Raw genomic sequence first — 22747 nt, forward strand, 5'->3', positions numbered from 1 at the left:
GGCGAAGAACGTTACGCCGGAACGCTCGCCACGCCCTGCGCCAGGAACTTCCTTCCGTTCACCCGCTCCGAGACGCCCTCACGGTCCAGGTACGGCGTGATGCCGCCCAGGTGGAAGGGCCAGCCCGCGCCGGTGATCAGGCAGAGGTCGATGTCCTGGGCCTCGGCGACGACGCCCTCGTCCAGCATCAGACCGATCTCCTGCGCCACCGCGTCCAGGACCCGGTCGCGGACCTGCTCCTCGGACAGGACGACATCGCCCTGCTTGAGGAGCGCGGCGACCTCCGGGTCCAACTCCGGCTTGCCGGAGTCGTAGACGTAGAAGCCGCGCTTGCCGGCCTTGACGACGGCGGCCAGGTTCTCGGAGACGGTGAACCGGTCCGGGAAGGCTCGGTTCAGGGTCTCCGACACGTGCAGGCCGATCGCCGGGCCGACCAGCTCCAGCAGCACCAGCGGGGACATCGGCAGCCCGAGCGGCTCGATGGCCTTCTCGGCGGTCTCGACCGGGGTGCCCTCGTCGATGACGTTCTGGATCTCGCCCATGAAGCGGGTGAGGATGCGGTTGACGACGAACGCCGGGGCGTCCTTCACCAGCACCGCGGTCTTCTTCAGCTTCTTCGCCACACCGAACGCCGTGGCCAGCGAGGCGTCGTCGGTCCGCTCGCCGCGGACGATCTCCAGCAGCGGGAGGATCGCGACCGGGTTGAAGAAGTGGAAGCCGACGACCCGCTCGGGGTGCTGCAGCTTCGACGCCATCTCGGTGACCGAGAGGGACGAGGTGTTGGTGGCGAGGATCGCGTGCGCCGGGGCGACCGCCTCGACCTCCGCGAAGACCTGCTGCTTGACGCCGATCTCCTCGAAGACCGCCTCGATGATGAAGTCGGCGTCGGAGAAGCCCTCCGCCTTGTCCAGCACACCGGAGACCAGGGCCTTGAGGCGGTTGGCCTTGTCCTGGTTGATGCGGCCCTTGCCGAGCAGCTTCTCGATCTCGGCGTGGACATAGCCCACACCCTTGTCGACCCGCTCCTGGTCGATGTCGGTCAGGACGACCGGCACCTCCAGGCGGCGCAGGAACAGCAGCGCCAGCTGCGAGGCCATCAGACCGGCACCGACGACGCCGACCTTGGTGACCGGGCGGGCCAGGTTCTTGTCCGGGGCACCGGCCGGGCGCTTGGCGCGCTTCTGGACCAGGTTGAACGCGTAGATCCCGGAGCGCAGCTCGCCGCCCATGATCAGGTCCGCGAGTGCCTGGTCCTCGGCGTCGAAGCCGGCGCCCAGGTCGCCGTTCTTCGCCGCGGCGATGATCTCCAGCGCGCGGTACGCGGCCGGGGCGGCGCCGTGCACCTTGGAGTCGGCGACGGCCCTGCCGCGCGCGACGGCCTGGTCCCAGGCGTCACCGCGGTCGACGTCCGGGCGCTCCACCGTGATCGTGCCGTTCAGCACGGAAGCGGTCCAGATCAGCGACTGCTCCAGGAAGTCCGCGCCCTCGAAGAGGGCGTCGGCGATCCCGAGCTCGAAGACCTGCTTGCCCTTGAGCTGGCGGTTCTGGTTCAGCGAGTTCTCGATGATCACGGAGACCGCGCGGTCGGCGCCGATCAGGTTGGGCAGCAGCGCACAGCCGCCCCACCCCGGAACCAGACCGAGGAAGACCTCGGGCAGCGAGAACGCGGGCAGCGCCTTGGAGACGGTGCGGTACGAGCAGTGCAGACCGACCTCGACGCCGCCGCCCATCGCCGCGCCGTTGTAGTACGCGAACGTCGGGACGGCGAGGCCGGAGAGACGGCGGAAGACGTCGTGACCGCCCTTGCCGATGGCCAGCGCGTCCTTGTGCTCCTTGAGCAGCTCGACGCCCTTGAGGTCGGCGCCGACCGCGAAGATGAACGGCTTGCCGGTGATGCCGATACCGACGATCGCGCCCTCGGCGGCCTCCTTCTCGACCTGGTCGATCGCGGCGTCCAGGTTCGCCAGCGACTGCGGTCCGAAGGTGGTCGGCTTGGTGTGGTCCAGGCCGTTGTCCAGCGTGATGAGGGCGAAGCGCCCCGCACCCGCCGGAAGGTCGAGGTGGCGTACGTGCGCCTGGGTGACGACCTCGCCGGGGAACAGCTCGGCTGCGCCCTTCAGAAGCTCAGTGGTGGAGCTCATTTGTTGTCTCCGTCTGCCGTGTCGAAGTGCGGGTTCTCCCAGACGACCGTCGCGCCCATGCCGAAGCCGACGCACATGGTGGTCAGGCCGTAGCGGACCTCCGGCTGCTCCTCGAACTGGCGGGCCAGCTGCGTCATCAGACGCACACCGGAGGAGGCGAGCGGGTGACCGTAGGCGATCGCGCCGCCGTACTGGTTGACGCGGGCGTCGTCGTCGGCGATGCCGTAGTGGTCGAGGAAGGCGAGCACCTGGACGGCGAACGCCTCGTTGATCTCGAACAGACCGATGTCGTCGATGGTCAGCCCGGCCTTGGCGAGGGCCTTCTCGGTCGCCGGGATCGGGCCGTAGCCCATCACCTCGGGCTCGACACCTACGAAGGCGTACGACACGAGGCGCATCTTGACGGGCAGGCCCAGTTCGCGGGCGACGTCCTCGGCGGCGAGCAGCGAGGCGGTGGCGCCGTCGTTGAGCCCCGCGGCGTTACCGGCGGTGACCCGGCCGTGGGGGCGGAACGGGGTCTTCAGACCCGCGAGGGACTCCAGGGTGGTGCCCGGGCGCATCGGCTCGTCGGCGGTGACCAGGCCCCAGCCGGTCTCGCCGCCCTCCGGATTGGTGCGACGCACCGAGATCGGTACCAGGTCCTGCTGGATCTTGCCGTCGGCGTACGCCTTGGCGGCCTTCTCCTGCGAGCGGACCGCGTACGCGTCGGCACGGTCCTTGGTGATCTGCGGGTACCGGTCGTGCAGGTTCTCCGCGGTCATGCCCATGAACAGGGCGGACTCGTCGACCAGCTTCTCCGACACGAAGCGCGGGTTCGGGTCCACGCCCTCGCCCATCGGGTGGCGGCCCATGTGCTCGACGCCACCGGCGACGACGACGTCGTACGCGCCGAAGGCGATGGAGCCGGCCGTCGACGTGACGGCGGTCAGGGCGCCCGCACACATGCGGTCGATGGAGTAACCGGGGACGGACTGCGGCAGCCCGGCCAGAATTCCGGCGGTACGGCCCAGCGTCAGACCCTGGTCACCGATCTGGGTGGTCGCTGCGATGGCGACCTCGTCGATCCTGGCGGGGTCGAGGTCCGGGTTGCGGCGCAGCAGCTCCCGGATGGCCTTCACGACGAGATCGTCGGCGCGGGTCTCGTGGTAGATGCCCTTGGGGCCCGCTTTGCCGAACGGGGTGCGGACGCCGTCGACGAAGACGACGTCCCGGATGGTACGAGGCACGGTGGCTCTCCTCCAGGGTGCGGGATGGCACTGCTGCGGGGCACGCCCACAGGCGCGCCGCTTCCCCCATGCTACTTGCGGGTAACCAGACTGCCCACCCCTTGCGGCGGGAGCGGCGAAGGTCACACGCGGACAGGTCGGCCGCGAGGACCGTTTCATCCTCAAACGCCGGACGTCCTCGAAGTGCCGCCCGCCGGGTGCGTGGCAGCGGCGCCCCCCGGAACGGCCCGGAGAACCGGTCACGCGTCACGCCGAAAACGACAGATCGCCGGACGGGGCGGAGAGAACAGCCCGTCCGGCGATCGAGGACACGGTGCGACCCGAGGCCCGCGCAACCTGGCGTGAATACGACCCTCTACGGCGATCCCTCAAGCTGCGGACGTCAGCGAGCGGACCAGAAGCGGGGTCACCTGTTGGATCTGCCAGCGTCGTGCCCCGTAACCGATGAGCGCGGACTCGATCGCGTCCAGGGTCGGATTCTTGGGCGGCTCCCAGCAGACCCGGCGCACGGTGTCCGGCGTGATCAGGTTCTCCTGCGGCATGTGCAGCCGCTCGGCGAGCTCCGAGACCGCGGCGCGGGCGGCCGCGAGCCGGGCCGCTGCCGCCGGGTCCTTGTCCGCCCAGGCGCGGGGCGGCGGCGGACCGGCGAGGGTCTGGCCGGGCTGCGGCAGCTCCGAATCGGGCAGCGCCTTGGCCCGGTCGATGGCCGCCTGCCACTGCTCCAGCTGCCGGCGCCCCATGCGGTGGCCGAAGCCGGGCAGGGCGGTCAGCGCATGTGCGTTCGGCGGGAGGGCGAGCGCGGCCTCGACGATCGCGGCATCGCCCAGCACCTTGCCGGGCGAGATGTCCCGGCGCCGGGCCACCTGGTCACGGACGGTCCACAGCTCCCGTACCACCGCCATCTGACGGCGGCGGCGGACCTTGTGCATGCCGGAGGTGCGGCGCCAGGGGTCCTTGCGCGGGGGAGCGGGCGGCGCCGAGGCGATCGCGTCGAACTCCTCCCGCGCCCACTCCAGCTTGCCCTGCCGGTCGAGCTCGTCCTCCAGGGCGTTGCGCAGATCGATCAGCAGTTCGACATCGAGCGCCGCGTAGCGCAGCCAGGGGTCGGGCAGCGGACGGGTGGACCAGTCGACGGCGGAGTGGCCCTTCTCCAGCGAGTATCCGAGCACGCTCTCGACCATGGCGCCGAGGCCGACCCGTGGGAAGCCGGCCAGCCGTCCGGCCAGCTCCGTATCGAAGAGCCCGGTGGGAGTCATCCCTATTTCGCGCAGACAGGGCAGGTCCTGAGTGGCGGCGTGCAGGATCCACTCGCTGCCGTGCAGCGCGTCTCCGAGCCCCGAGAGGTCGGGGCAGCCGACCGGGTCGATCAGCGCGCTGCCCGCACCGTCTCGGCGCAGCTGCACGAGGTAGGCGCGCTGGCCGTAGCGGTAGCCGGAGGCGCGCTCGGCATCGACGGCGACCGGTCCGGAGCCTGCGGCGAAGGCGGCGACCACCCGGGCGAGGGCGTCATCGGATGCCACCACCGGGGGAATGCCCTCGCGAGGTTCGAGCAAGGGGATCGGCGCCGGGGCGACGTCGTCCGGGGGAGCGCCCCCGGTGGTTCGCAGTGAAGTGTCTGCTGCGGTCTCTTGGGCGTCGGTCACGTGTCAAGGGTATCTGTGTATGTACGGCGCCCGTCGACGGAACGTTCCGTCGACGGGCGCCGATGAATGCAAACCAGCCGGTCCGTATCGCTGCGCGGACCTGCCGGTGGTACGGGGGTCAGTGAATGATGCCCGTTCGCAGGGCGACGGCGACCATTCCCGCGCGGTCTCCGGTGCCGAGCTTGCGGGCGATTCGGGCGAGATGGCTCTTGACGGTCAGGGCGGACAGGCCCATCGAGACGCCGATGGCCTTGTTGGACTGGCCTTCGGCAACCAGCCGGAGGACCTCGACCTCGCGGCCGGACAGTTCGCGGTAGCCGCCCGGGTGGCTCGGGGTGCCGGGGGGCCGGCGGTGCATACGGGCGGCATTGGCGCCGATGGGAGCGACGCCGGGACGGGTGGGGTGGCCGATATTGGTTCGGGTGCCGGTGACGACGTAACCCTTCACGCCGCCCGCGAGGGCGTTGCGTACGGCGCCGATGTCATCGGCGGCGGAAAGGGCGAGGCCGTTCGGCCAGCCGGCGGCTCGGGTCTCGGACAACAGGGTCAGCCCGGAACCGTCGGGCAGGTGGACGTCGGCTACGCAGATGTCGCGTGGATTGCCGACGCGGGGACGGGCCTCCGCGATGGACGACGCCTCGATGACGTCACGTACTCCGAGTGCCCACAGATGGCGGGTGACGGTGGAACGGACGCGCGGGTCGGCCACGACGACCATGGCCGTCGGCTTGTTCGGGCGGTAGGCGACCAGGCTTGCGGGCTGCTCTAGGAGAACGGACACCAGGCCTCCTGGGAAGTGGCGGGACGGGCCGGCTCGGGGATGAAGCCGGGGCGAACCGTGCTTGAAGGGTCATTGACCTCTTCGGCAGCAGACCCGTCCTCCTTTAGAGGAAGATCACGATTTAGTGAGTAACAATTCGGGCAAATCGGACACGCGATCGATTGTACGAAAAAAATGCCGGTGATACTGCGACGTTTGTGACGCAGTGTTACCGGCATGGGGAAGGCTTCGTGCGGGAGGAGGCGTGCGAGGGGTTTCAGGGGGCCTGGGGGCCGCGCCGCTGGGGGAGCGTCACCACCGCCGCGTCGGCGGGGTCCGACGGCGGCAGACCGGCGATCTGGCACAGCAGATCGCCCCACGCCATCAGATGCGCCGCCGTGTCCGGTACCCCGCCACGGCCCTCGCGCGGCGTCCATGACGCCCGGATCTCGATCTGCGTCGCCGGGCGACGCGTGGCCAGCGCACCGAAGTAGTGCGAGCCCGCCCGCGTCACCGTGCCGCCCGCCTCCCCGTACGACAGACCGCGCGCCTCCAGCGCACCGGTCAGCCACGACCAGCACACCTCCGGCAACAGCGGATCGGAAGCCATCTCCGGCTCCAGCTCGGCCCGTACCAGCGTCACCAGGCGGAAGGTCCCCTGCCAGGCCTCGTGCCCGGCCGGATCATGGAGCAGCACCAGACGGCCGTCGGCGAGGTCCTCCTCGCCCTCGACGACCGCCGCTTCCAGGGCGTACGCGTACGGAGCGAGCCGCTTGGGCGGCCGCGTCGACTCCACCTCCAGTTCGGGGCGCAGCCGCGCCGAGTGCAACGCGTCCACCGCCGACCGGAACGCGGGCGGGACGGAACCACCCTCCGCGCTGTCCTTGCTGTCAGCGCCATCGGATTGATCGGAGAACTGTCCCTGAGCCGGAGCCATGCGGGGAAGAGTAGGCGGAACCGGAGCCTCGCGCAGGGAGGGACACCCGGGCGGGCCCGGCTGCTTGCGGCTTCGTGCGAAGATTCTGTGTGTGAGTGCCAACGACCGCCCCATGGGCCAGCAGATGAAGACCTCCGCCACCCATGAGTCGGCGTTCCTGAAAGCATGCCGCCGCGAGCCCGTGCCGCACACGCCGGTCTGGTTCATGCGCCAGGCGGGGCGTTCGCTGCCGGAGTACCTGAAGGTCCGCGAAGGCATCCCGATGCTCGACTCCTGCATGATGCCGGAGCTGGTCGCCGAGATCACGATGCAGCCCGTACGGCGCCACAAGGTGGACGCCGCGATCTACTTCAGCGACATCGTCGTCCCGCTCAAGGCCATCGGGATCGACCTCGACATCAAGCCCGGCGTCGGCCCCGTCATCGCCGACCCGATCCGCACCCGCGCCGATCTGGCCCGGCTGCGCGACCTCACGCCCGAGGACGTCCACTACGTCACCGAGGCCATCGGTCTGCTCACCGCCGAACTGGGCGCCACCCCTCTCATCGGCTTCGCGGGCGCGCCCTTCACCCTCGCGAGCTACCTCGTGGAGGGCGGCCCGTCCCGCAACCACGAGCACACCAAGGCCCTGATGTACGGCGACCCGCAGCTCTGGGCCGACCTGCTCGACCGGCTCGCCGAGATCACCGGTGCCTTCCTCAAGGTCCAGATCGAGGCCGGCGCCTCGGCCGTCCAGCTCTTCGACTCCTGGGTGGGCGCGCTGGCCCCCGCCGACTACCGGCGTTCGGTGTTGCCCGCCTCGGCGAAGGTCTTCGAGGCCGTCGCCCCGTACGGGGTCCCGCGCATCCACTTCGGTGTCGGCACGGGCGAACTCCTCGGGCTGATGGGCGAGGCGGGCGCGGATGTCGTCGGCGTCGACTGGCGGGTTCCGCTGGACGAGGCCGCGCGGCGGGTCGGCCCCGGCAAGGCGCTCCAGGGCAACCTCGACCCCGCGGTGCTGTTCGCGCCGACGACGGTGGTGCAGGAGAAGGCCCAGGAGGTGCTGGACGCGGCCGCCGGCCTGGAGGGCCACGTCTTCAACCTGGGCCACGGCGTGATGCCGTCGATGGACCCGGACGCCCTGACACGGCTCGTGGAGTACGTGCACGAGCAGACCGAGCGCTGAGCCGAGGGGACCAGGGCACCGCGCACTCAGGCGGTGCCCGCCCGCCGCAGTGCCGTCACCGTCTTGCGGGCCGCCACCAGGACCGGGTCCCAGACCGGTGAGAACGGCGGCGCGTAGCCGAGGTCCAGGGCGGTCATCTGGTCCACGGTCATCCCGGCCGTGAGCGCGACAGCCGCGATGTCCACGCGCTTGGCCGCCCCCTCCCGGCCCACGATCTGCACACCGAGCAGCCGCCCCGTGCGGTATTCCGCGAGCATCTTCACCGTCATGGACTGCGCCCCCGGGTAGTAGCCCGCCCGGCCCGTCGACTCGATCGTCGCCGTGACGAACCGCAGGCCCACCGCGCGGGCGTCCTTCTCGCGCAGCCCGGTGCGGGCGATCTCCAGATCGCACACCTTGCTCACCGCCGTGCCGACCACCCCCGGGAACGTCCCGTAGCCGCCCGCCACGTTGGCCCCGATGACCTGGCCGTGCTTGTTGGCATGGGTGCCCAGCGCGATGTGACGGGTGCGGCCCGCCACCAGGTCGAGGACCTCGACGCAGTCGCCGCCCGCCCAGATGGTGTCGTGCCCGACGACCCGCATCGACAGATCGGTGAGCAGCCCGCCGTGCGGGCCCAGCGGAAGACCGACGGCCCGCGCCAGCGTCGTCTCCGGTTCCACGCCGATGCCGAGCACCACCACGTCCGCCGGGTAGGAGGTGTCGCCCGTGGCGACCGCGCGGACCCGGCCGTCCGGGCCGGTGCGGATCGCGGTGACCTCGGCCCGGTTGACCGTGGTGATGCCCAGGCCGTCCATCGCGTCGTGGACCAGCCGCCCCATGTCGGGGTCGAGCGTCGCCATCGGCTGCTCGCCGCGGTTGAGCACGGTCACCTCGAAACCGTGCTTCAGCATCGCCTCCGCCATCTCGACGCCGATGTAGCCCGCCCCGACGACGACTGCCCGCCTGCGCCCCGGCGCCACCCGGTCCAGCGACTCCAGCAGGGCCTGCCCGTCGTCCAGCGTCTGCACCCCGTGCACCCCGGGCGCATCCATGCCGGGCAGCGCCGGACGCACCGGCCGGGCGCCCGTCGCGATCACCAGCTTGTCGAAGCCCGTCCAGTACGTCTCACCGGTCTCCCGGTCCAGGGCCCGCACCCGCTGCCCGGCGACATCGATCTCCGTGACCTCGGTGCGCATCCGCAGTTCGATGTCGCGGGCCCGGTGCTCCTTCGGAGTGCGGGCGATGAGGTCGTCCCGCTCCGCGACGTCGCCGCCGACCCAGTAGGGGATGCCGCAGGCGGAGTACGAGGCGAAATGGCCCCGCTCGAAGGCGACGATGCTCAGCTCGTCGGGGCCCTTGAGTCTGCGGGCCTGGGACGCGGCGGACATGCCCGCCGCGTCACCACCGATGACCACCAGTCGCTCCGCCGTCATGCCTGGTCCCTTCGACACCGAGTCCGAAGGGACCACGCTACGACGCCGGGGGAGTGGACGAGGACCCCGACGGCTCCAGCGACGGCGACGGCGACGGCGACCGCGGCGGCGTACGGCGTCCGCGCAGCCGGCCCCGCAGCAGCCGCCCCAGCAGCAGGAGCACGGCGACCGCGGCCAGGAACGGGGCCGCCGCGCCCACCGCCATCGCGAGCCACCGCAGCACCGTGACGAACGCGTGCCAGCCGCCGCCCAGCGCGTCCAGGAATCCGGGGCCGTCGTCACCGCCCTCCTTCGCCGTCGCCTCCGGCTCGGAGAGGTCGAGGGTGATCGTGGCCAGCGTGGTGCGGTCCTTCAGCGACGCCTGCTGGGCGAGCAGTGACTCCAACGACGCCTGCCGGCTGCTCAGTTCGCCTTCCAGCGTGACTACGTCGGTGAGCCTCTCGGCCCGGTCCATGAGCTTGCGCACCCGCGCCACACTCGCCCGCTGGGTGGCGATCCGGCTCTCCACGTCGACCACCTGGTCGGTGACGTCCTTCGCGGACGACGTGCGCGACAGCAGCTTCCCGGCGCCCGCGAGCTTCCGCAGTACCGCGCCGTACTCGGCCTGTGGAACGCGCAGCACGATGTGTGACATTTCACGTGTGTCGTCGACCCGCTCGGTCTCCTCGCCGGCCACCAGGCCACCCGCGCTCTCCGCGGCCGAGCGCGCGGCCGCCGCGGCCCTCGGCACGCTCTTCACCTCCACGGAGAGCGTGGCGGTACGGATGACATGGCTGCCGGCGGGCAGGGTGCCGGACTTCTTCCGCTCCGCCGGCGAGCCGCCCGCCTCCTGCGGACCCTGCGCCGCCTTGTCGTCCCCGGAGTCCGCGGCGCTCCGCTCGTCCGCCGAGACCGCCCTGTCGCTCTTCGCGCTCGAATCGCTGGCCCCGCCGGAGGCGCTGCAGCCGCTCAGCGCGAGGAGGCCGGCCAGGACTCCGGCGGCCAGGGCCGTGCGTGAACGACGGACGGATGTACGGCCGAGTTGCCGGTCGGTCTGCATAACTACTCTCCCGGGGCGGGTGGTTGATGGTGCCGGTTCGACGTACGGGGGAGGGGTGCGGGTTGCCCGATACCGGTTTCGAAGCGGTCACGTTCGGGACTCGGATGAGGTTTGAGAGAGTGGGGGCATGCAGCGTTCAATCAACCGCGCAGACACAGGCCCGGGTCATGTCGTCGTCATCGGCGGTGGCATCGCCGGTCTCGCCGCCGCCCACCGGCTCCTCGGGGCCGGGCTGCGGGTGACCCTCCTGGAGGCCACCGACCGGCTCGGCGGCAAGCTCATGACCGGTGAGATCGCGGGCACCCGGGTCGACCTGGGCGCCGAGTCGATGCTCGCCCGGCGCCCGGAAGCGGTCGCCCTGGCACGCGCCGTCGGGCTCGGCGACCGCCTCCAGCCGCCCGCTACCGCCACCGCGTCGGTCTGGACGCGCGACGCCCTGCGCCCCATGCCCAAGGGCCATGTGATGGGCGTGCCGGGCGACCCGGCGGCGCTCAGCGGAGTGCTCTCCCCGGAGGGCCTCGCCCGCATCGCACAGGAGCGCGACCTCACCCCGACCGCCGTCGGCGACGATGTCGCGGTCGGCGCGTACGTCGCCGACCGGCTGGGCCGCGAGGTCGTCGACCGGCTCGTGGAACCGCTGCTCGGCGGCGTGTACGCGGGCGACGCCTACCGGATCTCGATGCGCGCCGCCGTACCGCAGCTCTTCGAGGTGGTGCGCGAGGGCGGCTCGCTGCTCGACGGCGTCCGGCGCATCCAGGAGCGGGCCGCGGCCCGGCAGCAGACCGGACCGGTCTTCCAGGGCATCGACGGCGGCATCGGCACCCTCCCGTACGCGGTCGCCGACGCCGTGCGTGCGGCGGGCGGGGAGATCCTGACCGCCACCCCCGTGCTGGGCCTGACCCGGACCACCGACGGCTGGGACGTCCGCACGGACGCCCGGGTGATCTCCGCCGACGGCGTCGTGCTGGCCGCCCCCGCCTGGTCCGCGGCCACCCTGCTCGCCGCCGAGTCCCCGGCTGCCTCCGCGGAGCTCGCCGGTGTCGAGTACGCGTCGATGGCCCTCGTCACCATGGCGTTCCGCCGCTCCGACGTGGCCGCGACCGGCGCACTCGACGGGCGCTCCGGCTTCCTCGTACCGCCGGTGGACGGCCGCACCATCAAGGCCTCCACCTTCTCCACCCACAAGTGGAACTGGGTCGCCGACTCCGCCCCCGACCTGTTCGTCCTGCGTACCTCCGTCGGGCGGTACGGCGAGGAGGACCACCTGCACCGCGAGGACACCGAGCTGGTCGACGTATCGCTGCGCGACCTCGCGGCGGCGACCGGGCTGGCCGCCAGGCCCGTGGACACCGAGGTCACCCGATGGATCGGCGGACTGCCCCAGTACCCCGTGGGACACCTTGCCCGGGTCGCCCGGATCCGCGACGAGGTCGCCAAGCTGCCCGGCCTGCGGGTCTGCGGAGCGGTCTACGACGGCGTCGGCATCCCGGCGTGCGTCGCGAGCGCCCACCGGGCCGCGGACGAGATCGCCCGCGACCTCACGGGCACGTCCGGGGAAGAGATCATCGCCACGTCGACCCTGGTTCAGGGCACACGGAGCGAGGCGGGACAATAGCCGTATGAGTGCGCCTGAGACTGTGAAATCAAGCAAGGGCCCCAACGCGGGTAAGAAGGCCAAGGACCTCAACGAGGTCGTCCGCTACACGCTGTGGTCCGTCTTCAAGCTGCGCGATGTCCTGCCCGCGGACCGTGCCGGTTACGCCGACGAGGTCCAGGAGCTGTTCGACCAGCTCGCGGCGAAGGACATCTCCGTTCGCGGCACCTACGACCTGTCCGGCCTGCGTGCCGACGCCGACATCATGATCTGGTGGCACGCCGAGACCGCGGACGAGCTGCAGGAGGCGTACAACCTCTTCCGGCGCACCAAGCTGGGCCTGGCACTGGAGCCCGTCTGGTCGAACATGGCACTGCACCGCCCCGCCGAGTTCAACAAGTCGCACATCCCGGCGTTCCTGGCCGACGAGACGCCGCGCAACTACATCAGCGTCTACCCCTTCGTGCGCTCCTACGACTGGTACCTGCTGCCGGACGAGGACCGCCGCCGCATGCTCGCGGACCACGGCAAGATGGCCCGCGGCTACCCCGACGTCCGGGCCAACACCGTCGCCTCCTTCTCGCTCGGCGACTACGAGTGGATCCTCGCCTTCGAGGCCGACGAGCTGCACCGCATCGTCGACCTGATGCGCCACCTGCGGGCCTCCGAGGCGCGGATGCACGTCCGCGAGGAGGTCCCGTTCTACACGGGGCGCAGGAAGTCGCTCGCGGACCTGGTGGCCGGGCTCGCGTAGCGAGCGGGCTCCGACCACCCCAACCCGGAAGATCAGACGGCGGGCAACCGGCGCGTTCTCGCGCTGCCCGTCGTTCCAGCGACACCGGGTTCGGCTCCCGGTGCGGCGCGCCTTCCGCGCGCCGCACCGGCGTTTTTTCGGTACGCATTTCCCCAGGACAGGCGGACGGGGAGTTCTCTACCGGCCCGCGCCGCCAGGCCTGCCCTTGAGCGCGGCCCGCAGCGCGGGGTCGGTCACGGCGCGCACCCCCCGTACGGCGATCGCCGCCAGGACGTCGTGGTCCGCGTCCGCCGCCGGGACCTCGTGTGCGGCAAGCAGCCGCTGCCCGGCCGGTGAGGCCCAGGCGCCGCTGTGCGGATGGACCTCCATCCGGGCTATGGCCAGACAGCCCAGGGTCAGCGCGAGCGGCAGCCCGAACCAGACCAGCAGGGACACCACCGGGCCCCCGAGGCCGCGCTCCTGACCGGGTATCAGCAGCGTCGTGGCACCCGTCGCGACCACCAGCAGAGCCGCGCCGCGCACCGTGCGGACCGCGGCGGCGACCCCGTCCCCGGCGCCGCCGGGGACGGCGAGGCCCGCGGCGACGAGCCGGTCGGCGAGGGCACGCACCGGGTCGGCGGTGGCCGCGGCCGCCCGTACCGGCGGAATCGGGGACTGGCCCTCCGGACCGATGGCACGTATCACCGTGCGCTCCATCTCGTCCCGGCCCTCCGGGTCCACGACCGTCGCCCACCCGGTGTGCGCGAGCAGCAGGCGCCGCCGCAGATGCATGGCGACCAGCGCCAGATCGACCACCCGGTGCGGGCCGCCGGACAGGAACGCGGTCTCGTGCAGGGTCAGTTCATGACCGTCCGCCACCCTCCGTACGGCATCCGAGGACGCCTCGGGCAGCAGCCCCGCGCGGGCCGCGACGAGACAGAGCCGGACGCACGAGACGGCCGCCGCACCCCATGCGACCAGCAGCAACAGAACCCAGAGCATGACGGATTCCTACGCGAGGCGGGCCGGGGAGCGCCATGGCCCGTTCACCATATGGACGGTTCGGCGGCCCGGGCCCGGGGGCGGGCCGCCGCCGTCGCTCAGGAACTGCTGCTGCCGCAACTGGACCCGCCCCCGCAACTGGACCCGCTGCTGCTGGAGCAACTGGAGCCACTCGACCCGCCGCAGCCGGACCCCGAGCCGCAACTGGACCCCGAGCCGCAGCTCGACCCCGCACTGCATCCGCCGCCGCCCCCTCCGCCGCCGCTGCTGCTGCCGCCGTGGGAACTTCCGCAACTGCCGCTGCCGGGGCCCGTACCGGCACACCACACCGCCGGTGCGAGGAGCAGGGCGGCGGAATCCGGGGACGATCCCGGGGACGAGCCGGAGACCCGGCTCGATGTGCGCCCGGCCGGACGCATCCGGGCCGCCGCGATCAACTGCGCCCGCAGCACGGGATCGGGGAGGGCCCGCAGTCCGTGCGTCGCCACCAGATGGGCCGGCCGCGGGTCGTACGCATGGGCGGCGCGGTACGCCTCGGCTGCCCGCCGCCCCGCCCTGGTGACGCGCCCCCGGGCCACGCCGCCGCAGATGAAGCCGGTCAGGAAGCCGACCACCAGGGCCGGGAAGACCTGGAGAGCGAACGGTACCGAGGAGAACAGGTCGGACGAGTCGTCGGCCGTGACCTGAATCACCGTCACCACGGCGGAGACCGGAACGGCCAGCAGGCAGCCCAGGCCCTGAGCGATGCTCCAGCGCCGCCACACACGGCTCGTGGCCGGCGAGGACAGCAGGCCGCGGGCCGCGAGCCCGTCGCCGATCTCCTGCACCGCGGGATGCCGCATCACCGCCTCGCGCAGGGTGTGCAGTGCGCCGGTGGGGGCCATGGCGTGTTCCTGGAGCACCGCGCGTTCCACCGGGTCACGGGCGCCCGAGTGCTGGACGGCGACGATGCCGGGACCGCCGATGACGAGCCGCCCGTCCGTCTGCATCGCGGTGAGCGCGGTGTCCACCACCCTGCCCGGACCGCCCTTCAGGAAGGCGGTCTCGAAGAAATCGTGGACGGAGCCCGCGGTGCTGCGGCGGGAGCGCGCGAGCCCCACGATCAGGAGGACCGAAGAGACCACCACGCCGAGATCCACCAGCACCGCGAGGGTGTTCATGCCGTGCATCGTCCGGTCACCTTCCGATCAGGGCCGCGCGGGCCGCTCGTACCAGGCGGGTGGAGCGGCGCGGCGGCCGGGCGGCCGCCCGGTCCTGCCACCAGTGGGTCAGCCGGCTCCGTGCCGCGTCGTCGGCGGGTCGGCCGGCGATCAGCAGCCCCTCGGCGAAGTCCAGCGCGTCGCGCCGGTAACCGCCGGACATGGGATGGTTCCTGGCGTACGCGAGGAAGGCGTCCCGGTAGCCGGCGCCAAGGATCTCCGGCAGCTCCGGCGCCACCTTGGCGACGACCCCGGCCCGTTTGGCCGCCAGGGCACGGCTCTGGATCCCGAGCCGACGGTGGTCGAAGCCGTGCGGCGTGGGGGCGCCCGCGACGAGGGCGGAGAGCAGCGCCGTCTGGGCGACGGCGACCCGGTCCCGCACGGAGCCCGGGGAGGAGGGGTTCGAGGCGGGCCGGGGGCGCGGGACGGGCTTCGCGCCGGACGCGGACGAGCCGGCGCCCGGGACGGACTGTGCGGCGTGCCCCCGCGCGCCCGAGCCCAGGGCGGCCGCCCGGTCCAGCGTGGCGCGGATCGTGGTCAGTTCGCCCGCCAGTTCCTCGGCCGGCGGGAAGTCGTCGTCCCGTTCCAGGAGGACGCCGGGCGGGTCGACCCGGGAGCGGAGCTCGGCGAGGACGTCGAGCACGGGCTCGGTGACCGGGTGGGCGTGGGTGTCGTGCCAGACACCGTCCTTCTCGACGCCGCCCGCCACATGCACGTACGCGATGGCCTCCACCGGCAGCTCGTCGAGCGCGGTGGCCGGATCCTCGCCGCGGTTGACGTGGTTGGTGTGCAGATTGGCGACATCGATCAGCAGCCGGACACCCGTGCGTGCGACCAGTTCCGCGAGGAACTGCCCCTCGGTCAGCTCCTCGCCGGGCCAGGAGATCAGCGCCGCGATGTTCTCCAGCGCCAGCGGCACCGGCAGCGAGTCCTGCGCGATCCGTACGTTCTCGCACAGCACGTCCAGCGCGTCCCACGTGCGGGGCACGGGCAGCAGATGGCCCGCCTCCAGCCCCGGCGAAGCGGTGCGCGACCCCCCGGCCCGTACGAACGCGATGTGCTCGGTGACCAGCGGGGCGGCGAGCAGTTCGGCGCGGGCCGCGAGATCCGCGAGCCGGCCCGCGTCGGGGCGCTCGGCCCCACCGAGACCGAGGGAGACGCCGTGCGGGACGACGGTGACACCGCGCTCCCTGAGCCGCACCAGCGAATCGGGCAGATGGCCGGCGCAGATGTTCTCCGCGACCGCCTCCACCCAGTCGATCCCCGGCAGCGCCTCGACGGCGTCCGCGATCTCCGGCCGCCAGCCGATACCGATCCCCAGCTTCATGCCGCCCCCTCCTCCGCTCCGGTCCGTTCGGTGCAGGGCTCATGGCCCCGGCGAGCGGTGGTCAACCCGAAGACGGGGACGTTCAGAGGTTGATTTGAGGTTCCCGGTACGGGGAATTCGGAGCGCCGCCGTCGCCGTCGGCCGGCCCCCGCTCATCGTTCAGCCGCGCAGCGCGGGATGGTCGGCGACCACCGTGCAGGACCCCGGTGCGATCTCGGTGAACCCGGCGTCACGCACCACCGGAAGCCCGCTCACCGTGAGTTCCCGCCAGCGGCCCGCCTCCGGAGTGGCGACGGAGAGCGGGAAACCCGCCTCGCGCCACGCCTTGCGCTCCGTGTCCGAGAGCTCCCACCAGGCGAGCTGCGCACCGTGCCCGGCCTGCGCCATCGCCTTGCCCGCCGACATGTCCAGCTCCGGGTTCAGCCACAGCACCGGGCCTTCGATGCCGGGCGCGGCCGGCGGCTCGGGGTCGTCCAGGTCCGTCCCCGAGACCTGGAGCTTCGCCAGCTCCTTCGGCCAGCCGTCCAGCGGCACCGGCGGGAAGACCCGCACCTCGGCGCTCTCGCCCGTGACCGTGATGCCGGGCAGCGCGCACGCCTTGCGCCACTCCGCGCCGCGCGCCCGCCGCACCACCTTGCGGATCCGGGCGTCCTGCCAGTCCCGCATCGCCCTCGCCCACTCGCCCTCGCCCGCCGAGCGCTCGTCGGAGAGCATCACGAGCACCGCGCGGGCGGCGGTCCGCAGCGCGTCGGTACGGGCCGGGGGAGCCGCCTTCTCGATGTGCACGACCAGCGGCAGCACGTACTGCGGCGCCTCGTCGCGGCTCGTGCGCCCGGACCTGAACGGGCTGTTCGCCGCGGGTGCGGAGGACGTCGCCGGATGTCCGGACGGGGATACGGGGGTGTCGTTTTCGCTCACCCGTCCCAGTCTGCCAGCCGCCCGGGAAACCCTTCTTGGCGGAATGAATCGCTCCGGGTGAGGATGCACCGCATGAAGAGCGATCTCTTTTCCAGCGAGAACATGGCGCAGCAGGCGACAGCCCCCGGGATGACCCTGCAGAACGCCAAGTCCATCAAATACGCCGTCAACGGCGAGATGCACGCCCGGCAGGGATCGATGATCGCCTTCCGTGGTGATCTGCAGTTCGAGCGCAAGGGCCAGGGCCTCGGCGGCCTGCTCAAGCGCGCCGTCACCGGCGAGGGGCTGGCGCTGATGGCGGTCCGCGGCCAGGGCGAGGCATGGTTCGCGCACGAGGCCGCCAACTGCTTCATCGTGGACATGGAGCAGGGCGACGTCCTCACCATCAACGGCCGCAACGTGCTCTGTTTCGACCCCACGCTCTCCTATGAGATCAAGACCGTGAAGGGCGCCGGGATGACCGGCGGCGGGCTCTTCAACAGCGTCTTCACCGGGTACGGCAAGCTCGGCCTGATGTGTGAGGGCCACCCCATTGTGATACCCGTCACGCCCCATCAGCCGGTGTGCGTCGACACGGACGCGGTGGTCGGCTGGAGCGCCAACCTGAACACATCGCTGCACCGCTCGCAGAGCTTCGGCTCGATGATCCGCGGCGGCTCCGGAGAGGCCGTCCAGCTGCGGCTGGACGGGGAAGGATTCGTGATCGTACGGCCCAGCGAGCTCAAGCCCGAGAAGGCGTCGGCCAACTGAACCTGCGCGGGGTGGGCCGCCGGTACGGCCTCGGCGGACCCTGGGTCCTGCGCGGGGTCGACCTCGACCTGCCCCCGCACGCCCTGATCCGGATCGAGGGCGCCAACGGCACGGGCAAGTCGACGCTGTTGAGGCTGCTCGCCGGGATCGACACCCCGACGGAGGGCCGGATCACCGGCCGCAGGCCCCGTACGGCCTACGTTCCCGAGCGCTTCCCGGCCGCGCTGCCGTTCACCGCGGCCGGGTATCTCGTCCACCTCGGCCGGATCCACGGCCTGCGGACCTCCGAGGCGGCGGACCGGGCGCAGTCGTGGCTCGCCCGCTTCGGGGCCGCCGAACACGCCCGTACGCCGCTTGCGGAACTCTCCAAGGGCACCAGCCAGAAGGTCGCTGTCGCCCAGGCGCTCCTCGCCGAACCGGAACTGCTGGTCCTGGACGAGGCATGGACCGGCCTGGACACCGCGGCCCGCGACGAGCTGGACCGGGCCGTGGCCGAGCGGGTCGCGGCGGGCTCCACCGTCGTCTTCGTCGACCACGACCCGCGCCGGCTCGCCGGAGCGGTCGACGCCGCGTTCCGAGTGGAAGGGCACGGCCTGTTCGCCGCCCCCGTGGCGCGGGCCGCCGGGACGGGGCCGCGGGTACGGATCGAGGCGGCGGGCCCACCGGGCGCCGCCCTCCCCACCGGACTGCCGGGCACGCCCGAGCGCACGCCCGCGGCCGACGGGAGCGTGCGCCTCACCGTCGCGGCCGCGCACTCCGACGCACTGCTGCGCGCCCTCCTCGCCGCGCGCCCGCCCTGGCACATCCGGCACCTGACGACCACTCCGGGCGCGACGGCCCCGGGCACGACGGCCCCGGGCGCGACGGCCCCGGGCGCGACCGCCCCAGGCACGGGTGCCGTTCCCGGGGCCGCCCCCACAGCCGTTGCGCCGGCCCCCCGTACCCGCTCGACTCCCGAGGTGCCATGACCGCCCTCCTCCGCTATCAGGCCGCCCTGCTGATCCGCTCCCAGCGCTGGCTCGCCCCGGTACTGCTGTACGCGGCCTTCCTCGGCATCGGCGTGCAGTCGGGGCAGCCCGTCCTCGACTCGCTCGGATACGCCGCCGCCGGGCTCCTGCCCGTCGCCGCCTGGCTCGTACGGCTCTGCGTCGACCAGGAGCCGCCCGCCGCCCGCACCGTCGCCGCCGCGGTGGCGGGATCGCCGCGCGTCCACCTCGCGTCGCTGCTCGTCGCGCTCGGGTGCGCCGGGCTCCTGGGTGCGGTCGCCACCCCGATCGTGCTGCTGATCAGCACGCCGGCCAGCACCGACAACACCGTCCGGGTGCACCTGCTGCCCGCCGGGCTCGCCGGACTCCTCGCCGCCGCCTGCTGCGTGCTGGTGGGGGCTGCAGCCGGCGCACTGTGCACCCGGCCGCTGCTGCACCGGCGTGGCTGGTCCGTCGCGACCACCGTGCTCGCCGCTCTCCTGGCCCTGGTGACCACCGGCTCACCGGCCAACCACGCCGTGACGGGTCTGGTCACCGGCTCGCAGACCGGCACGGTGCACCTGCCGGTCCTGTCGCTCCTCGCAGCCGCCGTCCTTGCCTCGGCGGTGGCCGCGCTCGCCTGCGGACTCACCTCGCTGCGCGGCTGAGCAGGCTCGTACGCATGGCTGAGCCGATGGACGAGCGCCCGGACGAGACGTACTGCGGGACGCCCGCCACGGCCCCCGCACCCACGGGCGCGGAGACCGCCGCCGGACCTCCGTACGCCGACTGCGTGCTGTGCCGGAAGCCGACCGGGTACCCGGAGTCGGTCAGGGGCATCACGCTCTGCCCGGTCTGCGAATGGCAGGAGGCCCGGCGCACCGCGTGCTCGGGCCAGGGCCTGTCCGGCGCGGATCAGGGCCGGGGGCGCGTGGACCAGGGAGACCCTAGGACGGTCGGGTGCGCATGAGATCGGAGACCTTCACGAAGCGGTACCCGCGGCTGCGCAGCTCCGGGACCGCCTTGCGTACCGCCTCGTCCGTGACGGGCGCCGCGCTGCGGGTGCAGTGCATGACGACCACCGAGCCCGGCTTCACCCCGGCCAGCACCTGCCGCGCCACCGCGTCCGCATCCGTGGCGAACGCGTCGCCGCTGACCACGTCCCACTGCACCGCCGTCACCCGCTCGGGCGCGAGCGCGCGCAGCGTCGCATCGTCGTAGCAGCCGCCGGGAAAGCGGAAGTACGGCACCACATGGCGCACACCAGCTTTCCGGAACGCGGCGAAGGCACGCTCCACTTCGGCGCGCATCTCGCCCTTCGCCACGGTCGGCAGTCCGTAGCACGGGGATGTGAAGGCGTAGTGGCTGTACGAGTGGTTGGCGATCTCGAAGAGCGGGTCGGCGCCCATGGACCGGGCCTGTGCCGGGTACTCCTCGGCCCACCGCCCCGTCATGAACACCGTCGCCGGGACCTTCAACCGGCGCAGCAGCGCGATCAGTTCGGGATTGTCGAAGTGCTCGCCCGCCGCCGCGCGCGGTCCCTCGTCGGCCGTCATGTCGGCGTCGAAGGTGAGGGCGACGACCTTGTCGGTGGTGTTCTTCGGACCCCGCTCGAACACGGGCGTCCGCCCGGCCTGCCCAGGAGGCATGACGGGCGGCTTCGGCGAGGCGGGAGCCGCCTTCACGGACGGCGGGGGCGAAGCCGGTGCTGGTGAGTGCTCGGTCGCGTGGGCGCCGGCGTCCGGCTTGCCGTGCCCTGTCGCAGCGTTGTGCATGCCACAACCGGTCAGAACAGTGCCCAGTACGGCACTCAGCGCCGCAGTTATCGTAAGTCTTCGTGCAGAGGTGGTCACTTGCGGAACGTAGTCGATCGCCCACGTCGTGAGGGGCGGCGGCGCTCCGGCCGGAGGCAGATAAACATACCGCTACCCCCGACCGGCCCAGCGCCCTCAGTGCATCGAGTCCGTCAGTGCCTCAGCGCCACGGACCCGTCACCGCGAACGTCGTCCCCGGCGTATAGCAGTTGACGAACATCGTCCCGCCGTCCGGAGCGAACGTGACCCCGGCGAACTCGCCCCACGAGGGCTCCTCGGGCGTCCCGATGTTCTGCCGGCCCCGCGCCATCGCGTACACCTCGCCGCCCCGCGTCAGGCCGAACACATGCTGCGCGCCGTCGCCGTCCTCGCACACCATCAGCCCCCCGTCGGAGGCCAGGCAGATGTTGTCGGGTGACTCGCCGGGCAGCTGGACGTCCGTACCGGGGCCGAAGACGATCACCAGCGTGAGGCGGCGCCGCTTCGGCTCGTACCGCCACACCTGGCCGTAGTGGTCGGCCGCCGAACCCTGCGAGCTGTGCGCGAAGCTGGAGACGAAGTAGACCGACGACCCGCCCCAGTAGCAGCCCTCCAGCTTCTGCGCATGGGTGATGCCCTTCGGGCCGAAGTCCTGGAACCGGATCGGGGTCCCGGTGGCCAGCGGATCCGGTACGGGGACCCACTCGATGCCCTCGAAGCTCGCACCGGTCTCCTGGACCATGGACAGGTCGGGGACACCCGGCACCCGCATGGCCTCCAGATGACCGCCGGCCCGAAGCGAGCCCGTCCCGCCGAGCGGCTTGTTCGGCAGGAAGCGGTAGAAGAGACCGAACGGCTTGTCGAAGGCGTCCTCCGTCTCGTACACGATCCCGTTCTTCGGATCGATCGCGATCGCCTCGTGCTGGAAGCGGCCCATCGCGGTGAGCGGCACGGCTCCGGTGCGGTGCGGATCGGCGCCGTCCACTTCGAAGATGAAGCCGTGGTCCTTGGTGTAGCCGTTGGTACCGGCCTTGTCCTCGGTCTCCTCGCAGGTCAGCCAGGTGTTCCAAGGAGTGCGGCCACCCGCGCAGTTCACCGCCGTACCGGCGATGGCGACGCGTTCGCCGAGGACGTTGTTGCGGCCGTCCAGCTCCAGAGCCGTACAGCCGCCCTTGCCCATGGGGTCGTAGGTGAGGCCCTCGACGACCGGCACCGGAATCCTGCCGGTGACGCGGTTCTCGTGGTTGCGGACGAGCCGGACGTGGCCGTGTCGGCCCGCGAAGGCGGCCATGCCGTCATGGTTGCTGGGGACCTGGCCCTCGCCGGAGCGGAGCGGGTCGCCCTCCCGGGACAGGACCCGGTAGCGGAAGCCCTTCGGGAGGTCGAGCAGACCGTCGGGATCGGGCACGAGCGGGCCGTAGCCGCTGTGTCCCCGAGCGGCGGCGGTACCCGCGAAGAGTTCGGAGAACGCCCCGGCGAAGGCGATCGAGGCAACGGCCGCGCCGCTGCCGGCCAGGACCTGTCGTCGTGTTGCGCGTTGTCGTGACAGTGCTGATGACATGAGGCAACTCCCTGCTGGCGGACAGGAGATGTGACCCGCATGTGTGTACCACGCGCATCGCCGCGCGGGAACCATGCGGGTCACTGAGCCTCATGAGCGTCACGGGCCCGCAGGGGCCCGTGAGGGCCCTGTGGAGTCAGGCCAGGGACGCGGTGAGCGTGATGGTCGTGCCCGTGAGCGCCTGGCTGACCGGGCAGTTCGCCTTGGCGTCCTCGGCGGCCTTGAGGAAGCCCGCCTCGTCGAGACCCGGGACCTCGCCCTGGACGGTGAGGTGAATACCGGTGATGCCGGTACCGGGCTGGAAGGTCACGTCGGCCTGGGTGTTCAGCCGGGTCGGCGGGGTACCGGCGGTGGCCAGGCCGTTGGACAGCGCCATCGAGAAGCAGCTGGAGTGGGCCGCCGCGATGAGCTCCTCGGGACTGGTCTTGCCGTTCGCCTTCTCCGAGCGCGACGGCCAGGAGACCTCGTAGTCGCCGATGCCGGAGGAGTCGAAGGTGACGACGCCCTTGCCCTCGATCAGGTTGCCTTCCCAGACCGTGTGCGCCTGACGCGTGGTAGCCATGGTGGATCCCTTCAAAC

20 protein-coding genes and 1 pseudogene are annotated in these 22747 nt (G+C 72.1%); 7 read left to right on the top strand and 14 right to left on the bottom strand.

Annotated elements, in window-relative coordinates; genetic code table 11:
* Positions 1 to 11: 11 nt before the first annotated feature.
* The 5 genes from ACFVV1_RS09755 to ACFVV1_RS09775 all read right to left on the bottom strand — a co-directional run bounded on the left by ACFVV1_RS09755 (position 12) and on the right by ACFVV1_RS09775 (position 6707).
* Positions 12 to 2141 carry a 3-hydroxyacyl-CoA dehydrogenase NAD-binding domain-containing protein gene (locus tag ACFVV1_RS09755; protein ID WP_389987117.1) on the bottom strand — a complete coding sequence of 710 codons (2130 nt, stop codon included), beginning with the start codon at positions 2139 to 2141 and terminating at the stop codon, positions 12 to 14.
* Complete coding sequence (locus tag ACFVV1_RS09760) at positions 2138 to 3367, bottom strand: thiolase family protein (RefSeq protein ID WP_389987120.1); 1230 nt, start codon at positions 3365 to 3367, stop codon at positions 2138 to 2140. The genes ACFVV1_RS09755 and ACFVV1_RS09760 overlap by 4 nt, the downstream gene beginning before the upstream one ends.
* A gap of 368 nt (positions 3368 to 3735) precedes the next feature.
* The gene (locus ACFVV1_RS09765) at positions 3736 to 5010 is read right to left on the bottom strand and encodes an HRDC domain-containing protein (RefSeq protein ID WP_389987123.1); all 1275 of its coding nucleotides are present in this window, start codon (positions 5008 to 5010) and stop codon (positions 3736 to 3738) included.
* 118 nt (positions 5011 to 5128) lie between these two features.
* A complete protein-coding gene (locus ACFVV1_RS09770; protein ID WP_024488613.1) occupies positions 5129 to 5791 on the bottom strand; it encodes a response regulator transcription factor in 663 nt (220 codons plus the stop codon).
* 256 nt (positions 5792 to 6047) lie between these two features.
* Positions 6048 to 6707, bottom strand: coding sequence for a DUF3000 domain-containing protein (locus ACFVV1_RS09775; protein WP_389987126.1), 660 nt, complete (start codon positions 6705 to 6707; stop codon positions 6048 to 6050).
* Between the two features lie 91 nt (positions 6708 to 6798).
* Here ACFVV1_RS09775 and hemE point away from each other — a divergent pair, with 91 nt between their 5' ends.
* Positions 6799 to 7872: a uroporphyrinogen decarboxylase gene (gene hemE / locus ACFVV1_RS09780; RefSeq protein ID WP_389987129.1), complete on the top strand. Its 1074-nt coding sequence runs from the start codon at positions 6799 to 6801 to the stop codon at positions 7870 to 7872.
* A gap of 26 nt (positions 7873 to 7898) precedes the next feature.
* On the opposite strand, the gene ACFVV1_RS09785 is transcribed toward hemE, so the two are convergent.
* Positions 7899 to 9287: an FAD-dependent oxidoreductase gene (locus ACFVV1_RS09785; protein ID WP_389987132.1), complete on the bottom strand. Its 1389-nt coding sequence runs from the start codon at positions 9285 to 9287 to the stop codon at positions 7899 to 7901.
* Positions 9288 to 9324: 37 nt separating this feature from the next.
* Positions 9325 to 10326 (bottom strand): DUF4349 domain-containing protein, encoded by a 1002-nt coding sequence (locus ACFVV1_RS09790; protein ID WP_389987135.1) that lies wholly within the window; start codon positions 10324 to 10326, stop codon positions 9325 to 9327.
* Positions 10327 to 10453: 127 nt separating this feature from the next.
* On the opposite strand from ACFVV1_RS09790, the gene hemG reads away from it, so the two are divergent.
* Together hemG and hemQ are read left to right on the top strand one after the other, a co-directional pair.
* The gene (gene hemG / locus ACFVV1_RS09795) at positions 10454 to 11941 is read left to right on the top strand and encodes a protoporphyrinogen oxidase (protein ID WP_389987137.1); all 1488 of its coding nucleotides are present in this window, start codon (positions 10454 to 10456) and stop codon (positions 11939 to 11941) included.
* Between the two features lie 4 nt (positions 11942 to 11945).
* Positions 11946 to 12674: a hydrogen peroxide-dependent heme synthase gene (gene hemQ / locus ACFVV1_RS09800; protein ID WP_389987140.1), complete on the top strand. Its 729-nt coding sequence runs from the start codon at positions 11946 to 11948 to the stop codon at positions 12672 to 12674.
* 177 nt (positions 12675 to 12851) lie between these two features.
* On the opposite strand, the gene ACFVV1_RS09805 is transcribed toward hemQ, so the two are convergent.
* From ACFVV1_RS09805 to ACFVV1_RS09820, 4 genes are all read right to left on the bottom strand, one after another.
* Positions 12852 to 13655, bottom strand: a complete 804-nt coding sequence (locus ACFVV1_RS09805; RefSeq protein ID WP_389987143.1) for a TIGR04222 domain-containing membrane protein — start codon at positions 13653 to 13655, stop codon at positions 12852 to 12854.
* Between the two features lie 98 nt (positions 13656 to 13753).
* Positions 13754 to 14815: a TIGR04222 domain-containing membrane protein gene (locus tag ACFVV1_RS09810; RefSeq protein ID WP_389987146.1), complete on the bottom strand. Its 1062-nt coding sequence runs from the start codon at positions 14813 to 14815 to the stop codon at positions 13754 to 13756.
* 16 nt (positions 14816 to 14831) lie between these two features.
* The gene (locus ACFVV1_RS09815; RefSeq protein WP_389987149.1) at positions 14832 to 16181 is read right to left on the bottom strand and encodes a DUF692 domain-containing protein; all 1350 of its coding nucleotides are present in this window, start codon (positions 16179 to 16181) and stop codon (positions 14832 to 14834) included.
* Positions 16182 to 16340: 159 nt separating this feature from the next.
* On the bottom strand, positions 16341 to 17099 hold the full coding sequence (locus ACFVV1_RS09820; protein WP_389987152.1) for a peptidyl-tRNA hydrolase: 759 nt from the start codon (positions 17097 to 17099) through the stop codon (positions 16341 to 16343).
* A gap of 72 nt (positions 17100 to 17171) precedes the next feature.
* Here ACFVV1_RS09820 and ACFVV1_RS09825 point away from each other — a divergent pair, with 72 nt between their 5' ends.
* The 4 genes and pseudogenes from ACFVV1_RS09825 to ACFVV1_RS09840 all read left to right on the top strand — a co-directional run.
* Positions 17172 to 17849: an AIM24 family protein gene (locus ACFVV1_RS09825; protein ID WP_389987155.1), complete on the top strand. Its 678-nt coding sequence runs from the start codon at positions 17172 to 17174 to the stop codon at positions 17847 to 17849.
* The gene (locus ACFVV1_RS09830; RefSeq protein ID WP_389987335.1) at positions 17846 to 18817 is read left to right on the top strand and encodes an ATP-binding cassette domain-containing protein; all 972 of its coding nucleotides are present in this window, start codon (positions 17846 to 17848) and stop codon (positions 18815 to 18817) included. Before ACFVV1_RS09825 ends, ACFVV1_RS09830 begins: the two co-directional genes overlap by 4 nt.
* A complete protein-coding gene (locus ACFVV1_RS09835) occupies positions 18814 to 19482 on the top strand; it encodes an ABC transporter (protein WP_389987158.1) in 669 nt (222 codons plus the stop codon). The genes ACFVV1_RS09830 and ACFVV1_RS09835 overlap by 4 nt, the downstream gene beginning before the upstream one ends.
* Positions 19483 to 19508: 26 nt before the next feature.
* Positions 19509 to 19709: pseudogene (locus tag ACFVV1_RS09840) on the top strand (hypothetical protein); the annotation flags it as partial.
* A gap of 52 nt (positions 19710 to 19761) precedes the next feature.
* Here the strand turns inward: ACFVV1_RS09840 and ACFVV1_RS09845 are convergent.
* The 3 genes from ACFVV1_RS09845 to ACFVV1_RS09855 all read right to left on the bottom strand — a co-directional run bounded on the left by ACFVV1_RS09845 (position 19762) and on the right by ACFVV1_RS09855 (position 22730).
* Entirely contained in the window at positions 19762 to 20589 is an 828-nt protein-coding gene (locus ACFVV1_RS09845) for a polysaccharide deacetylase family protein (protein WP_389987161.1), read from the bottom strand.
* A 199-nt stretch (positions 20590 to 20788) separates the two neighbouring features.
* Entirely contained in the window at positions 20789 to 22168 is a 1380-nt protein-coding gene (locus tag ACFVV1_RS09850) for an alkaline phosphatase PhoX (RefSeq protein WP_389987164.1), read from the bottom strand.
* Between the two features lie 136 nt (positions 22169 to 22304).
* On the bottom strand, positions 22305 to 22730 hold the full coding sequence (locus tag ACFVV1_RS09855; protein WP_389987167.1) for an OsmC family protein: 426 nt from the start codon (positions 22728 to 22730) through the stop codon (positions 22305 to 22307).
* Positions 22731 to 22747: the final 17 nt, after the last annotated feature.

This window comes from Streptomyces sp. NPDC058092 (assembly GCF_042884935.1).
Taxonomy (GTDB): domain Bacteria; phylum Actinomycetota; class Actinomycetes; order Streptomycetales; family Streptomycetaceae; genus Streptomyces.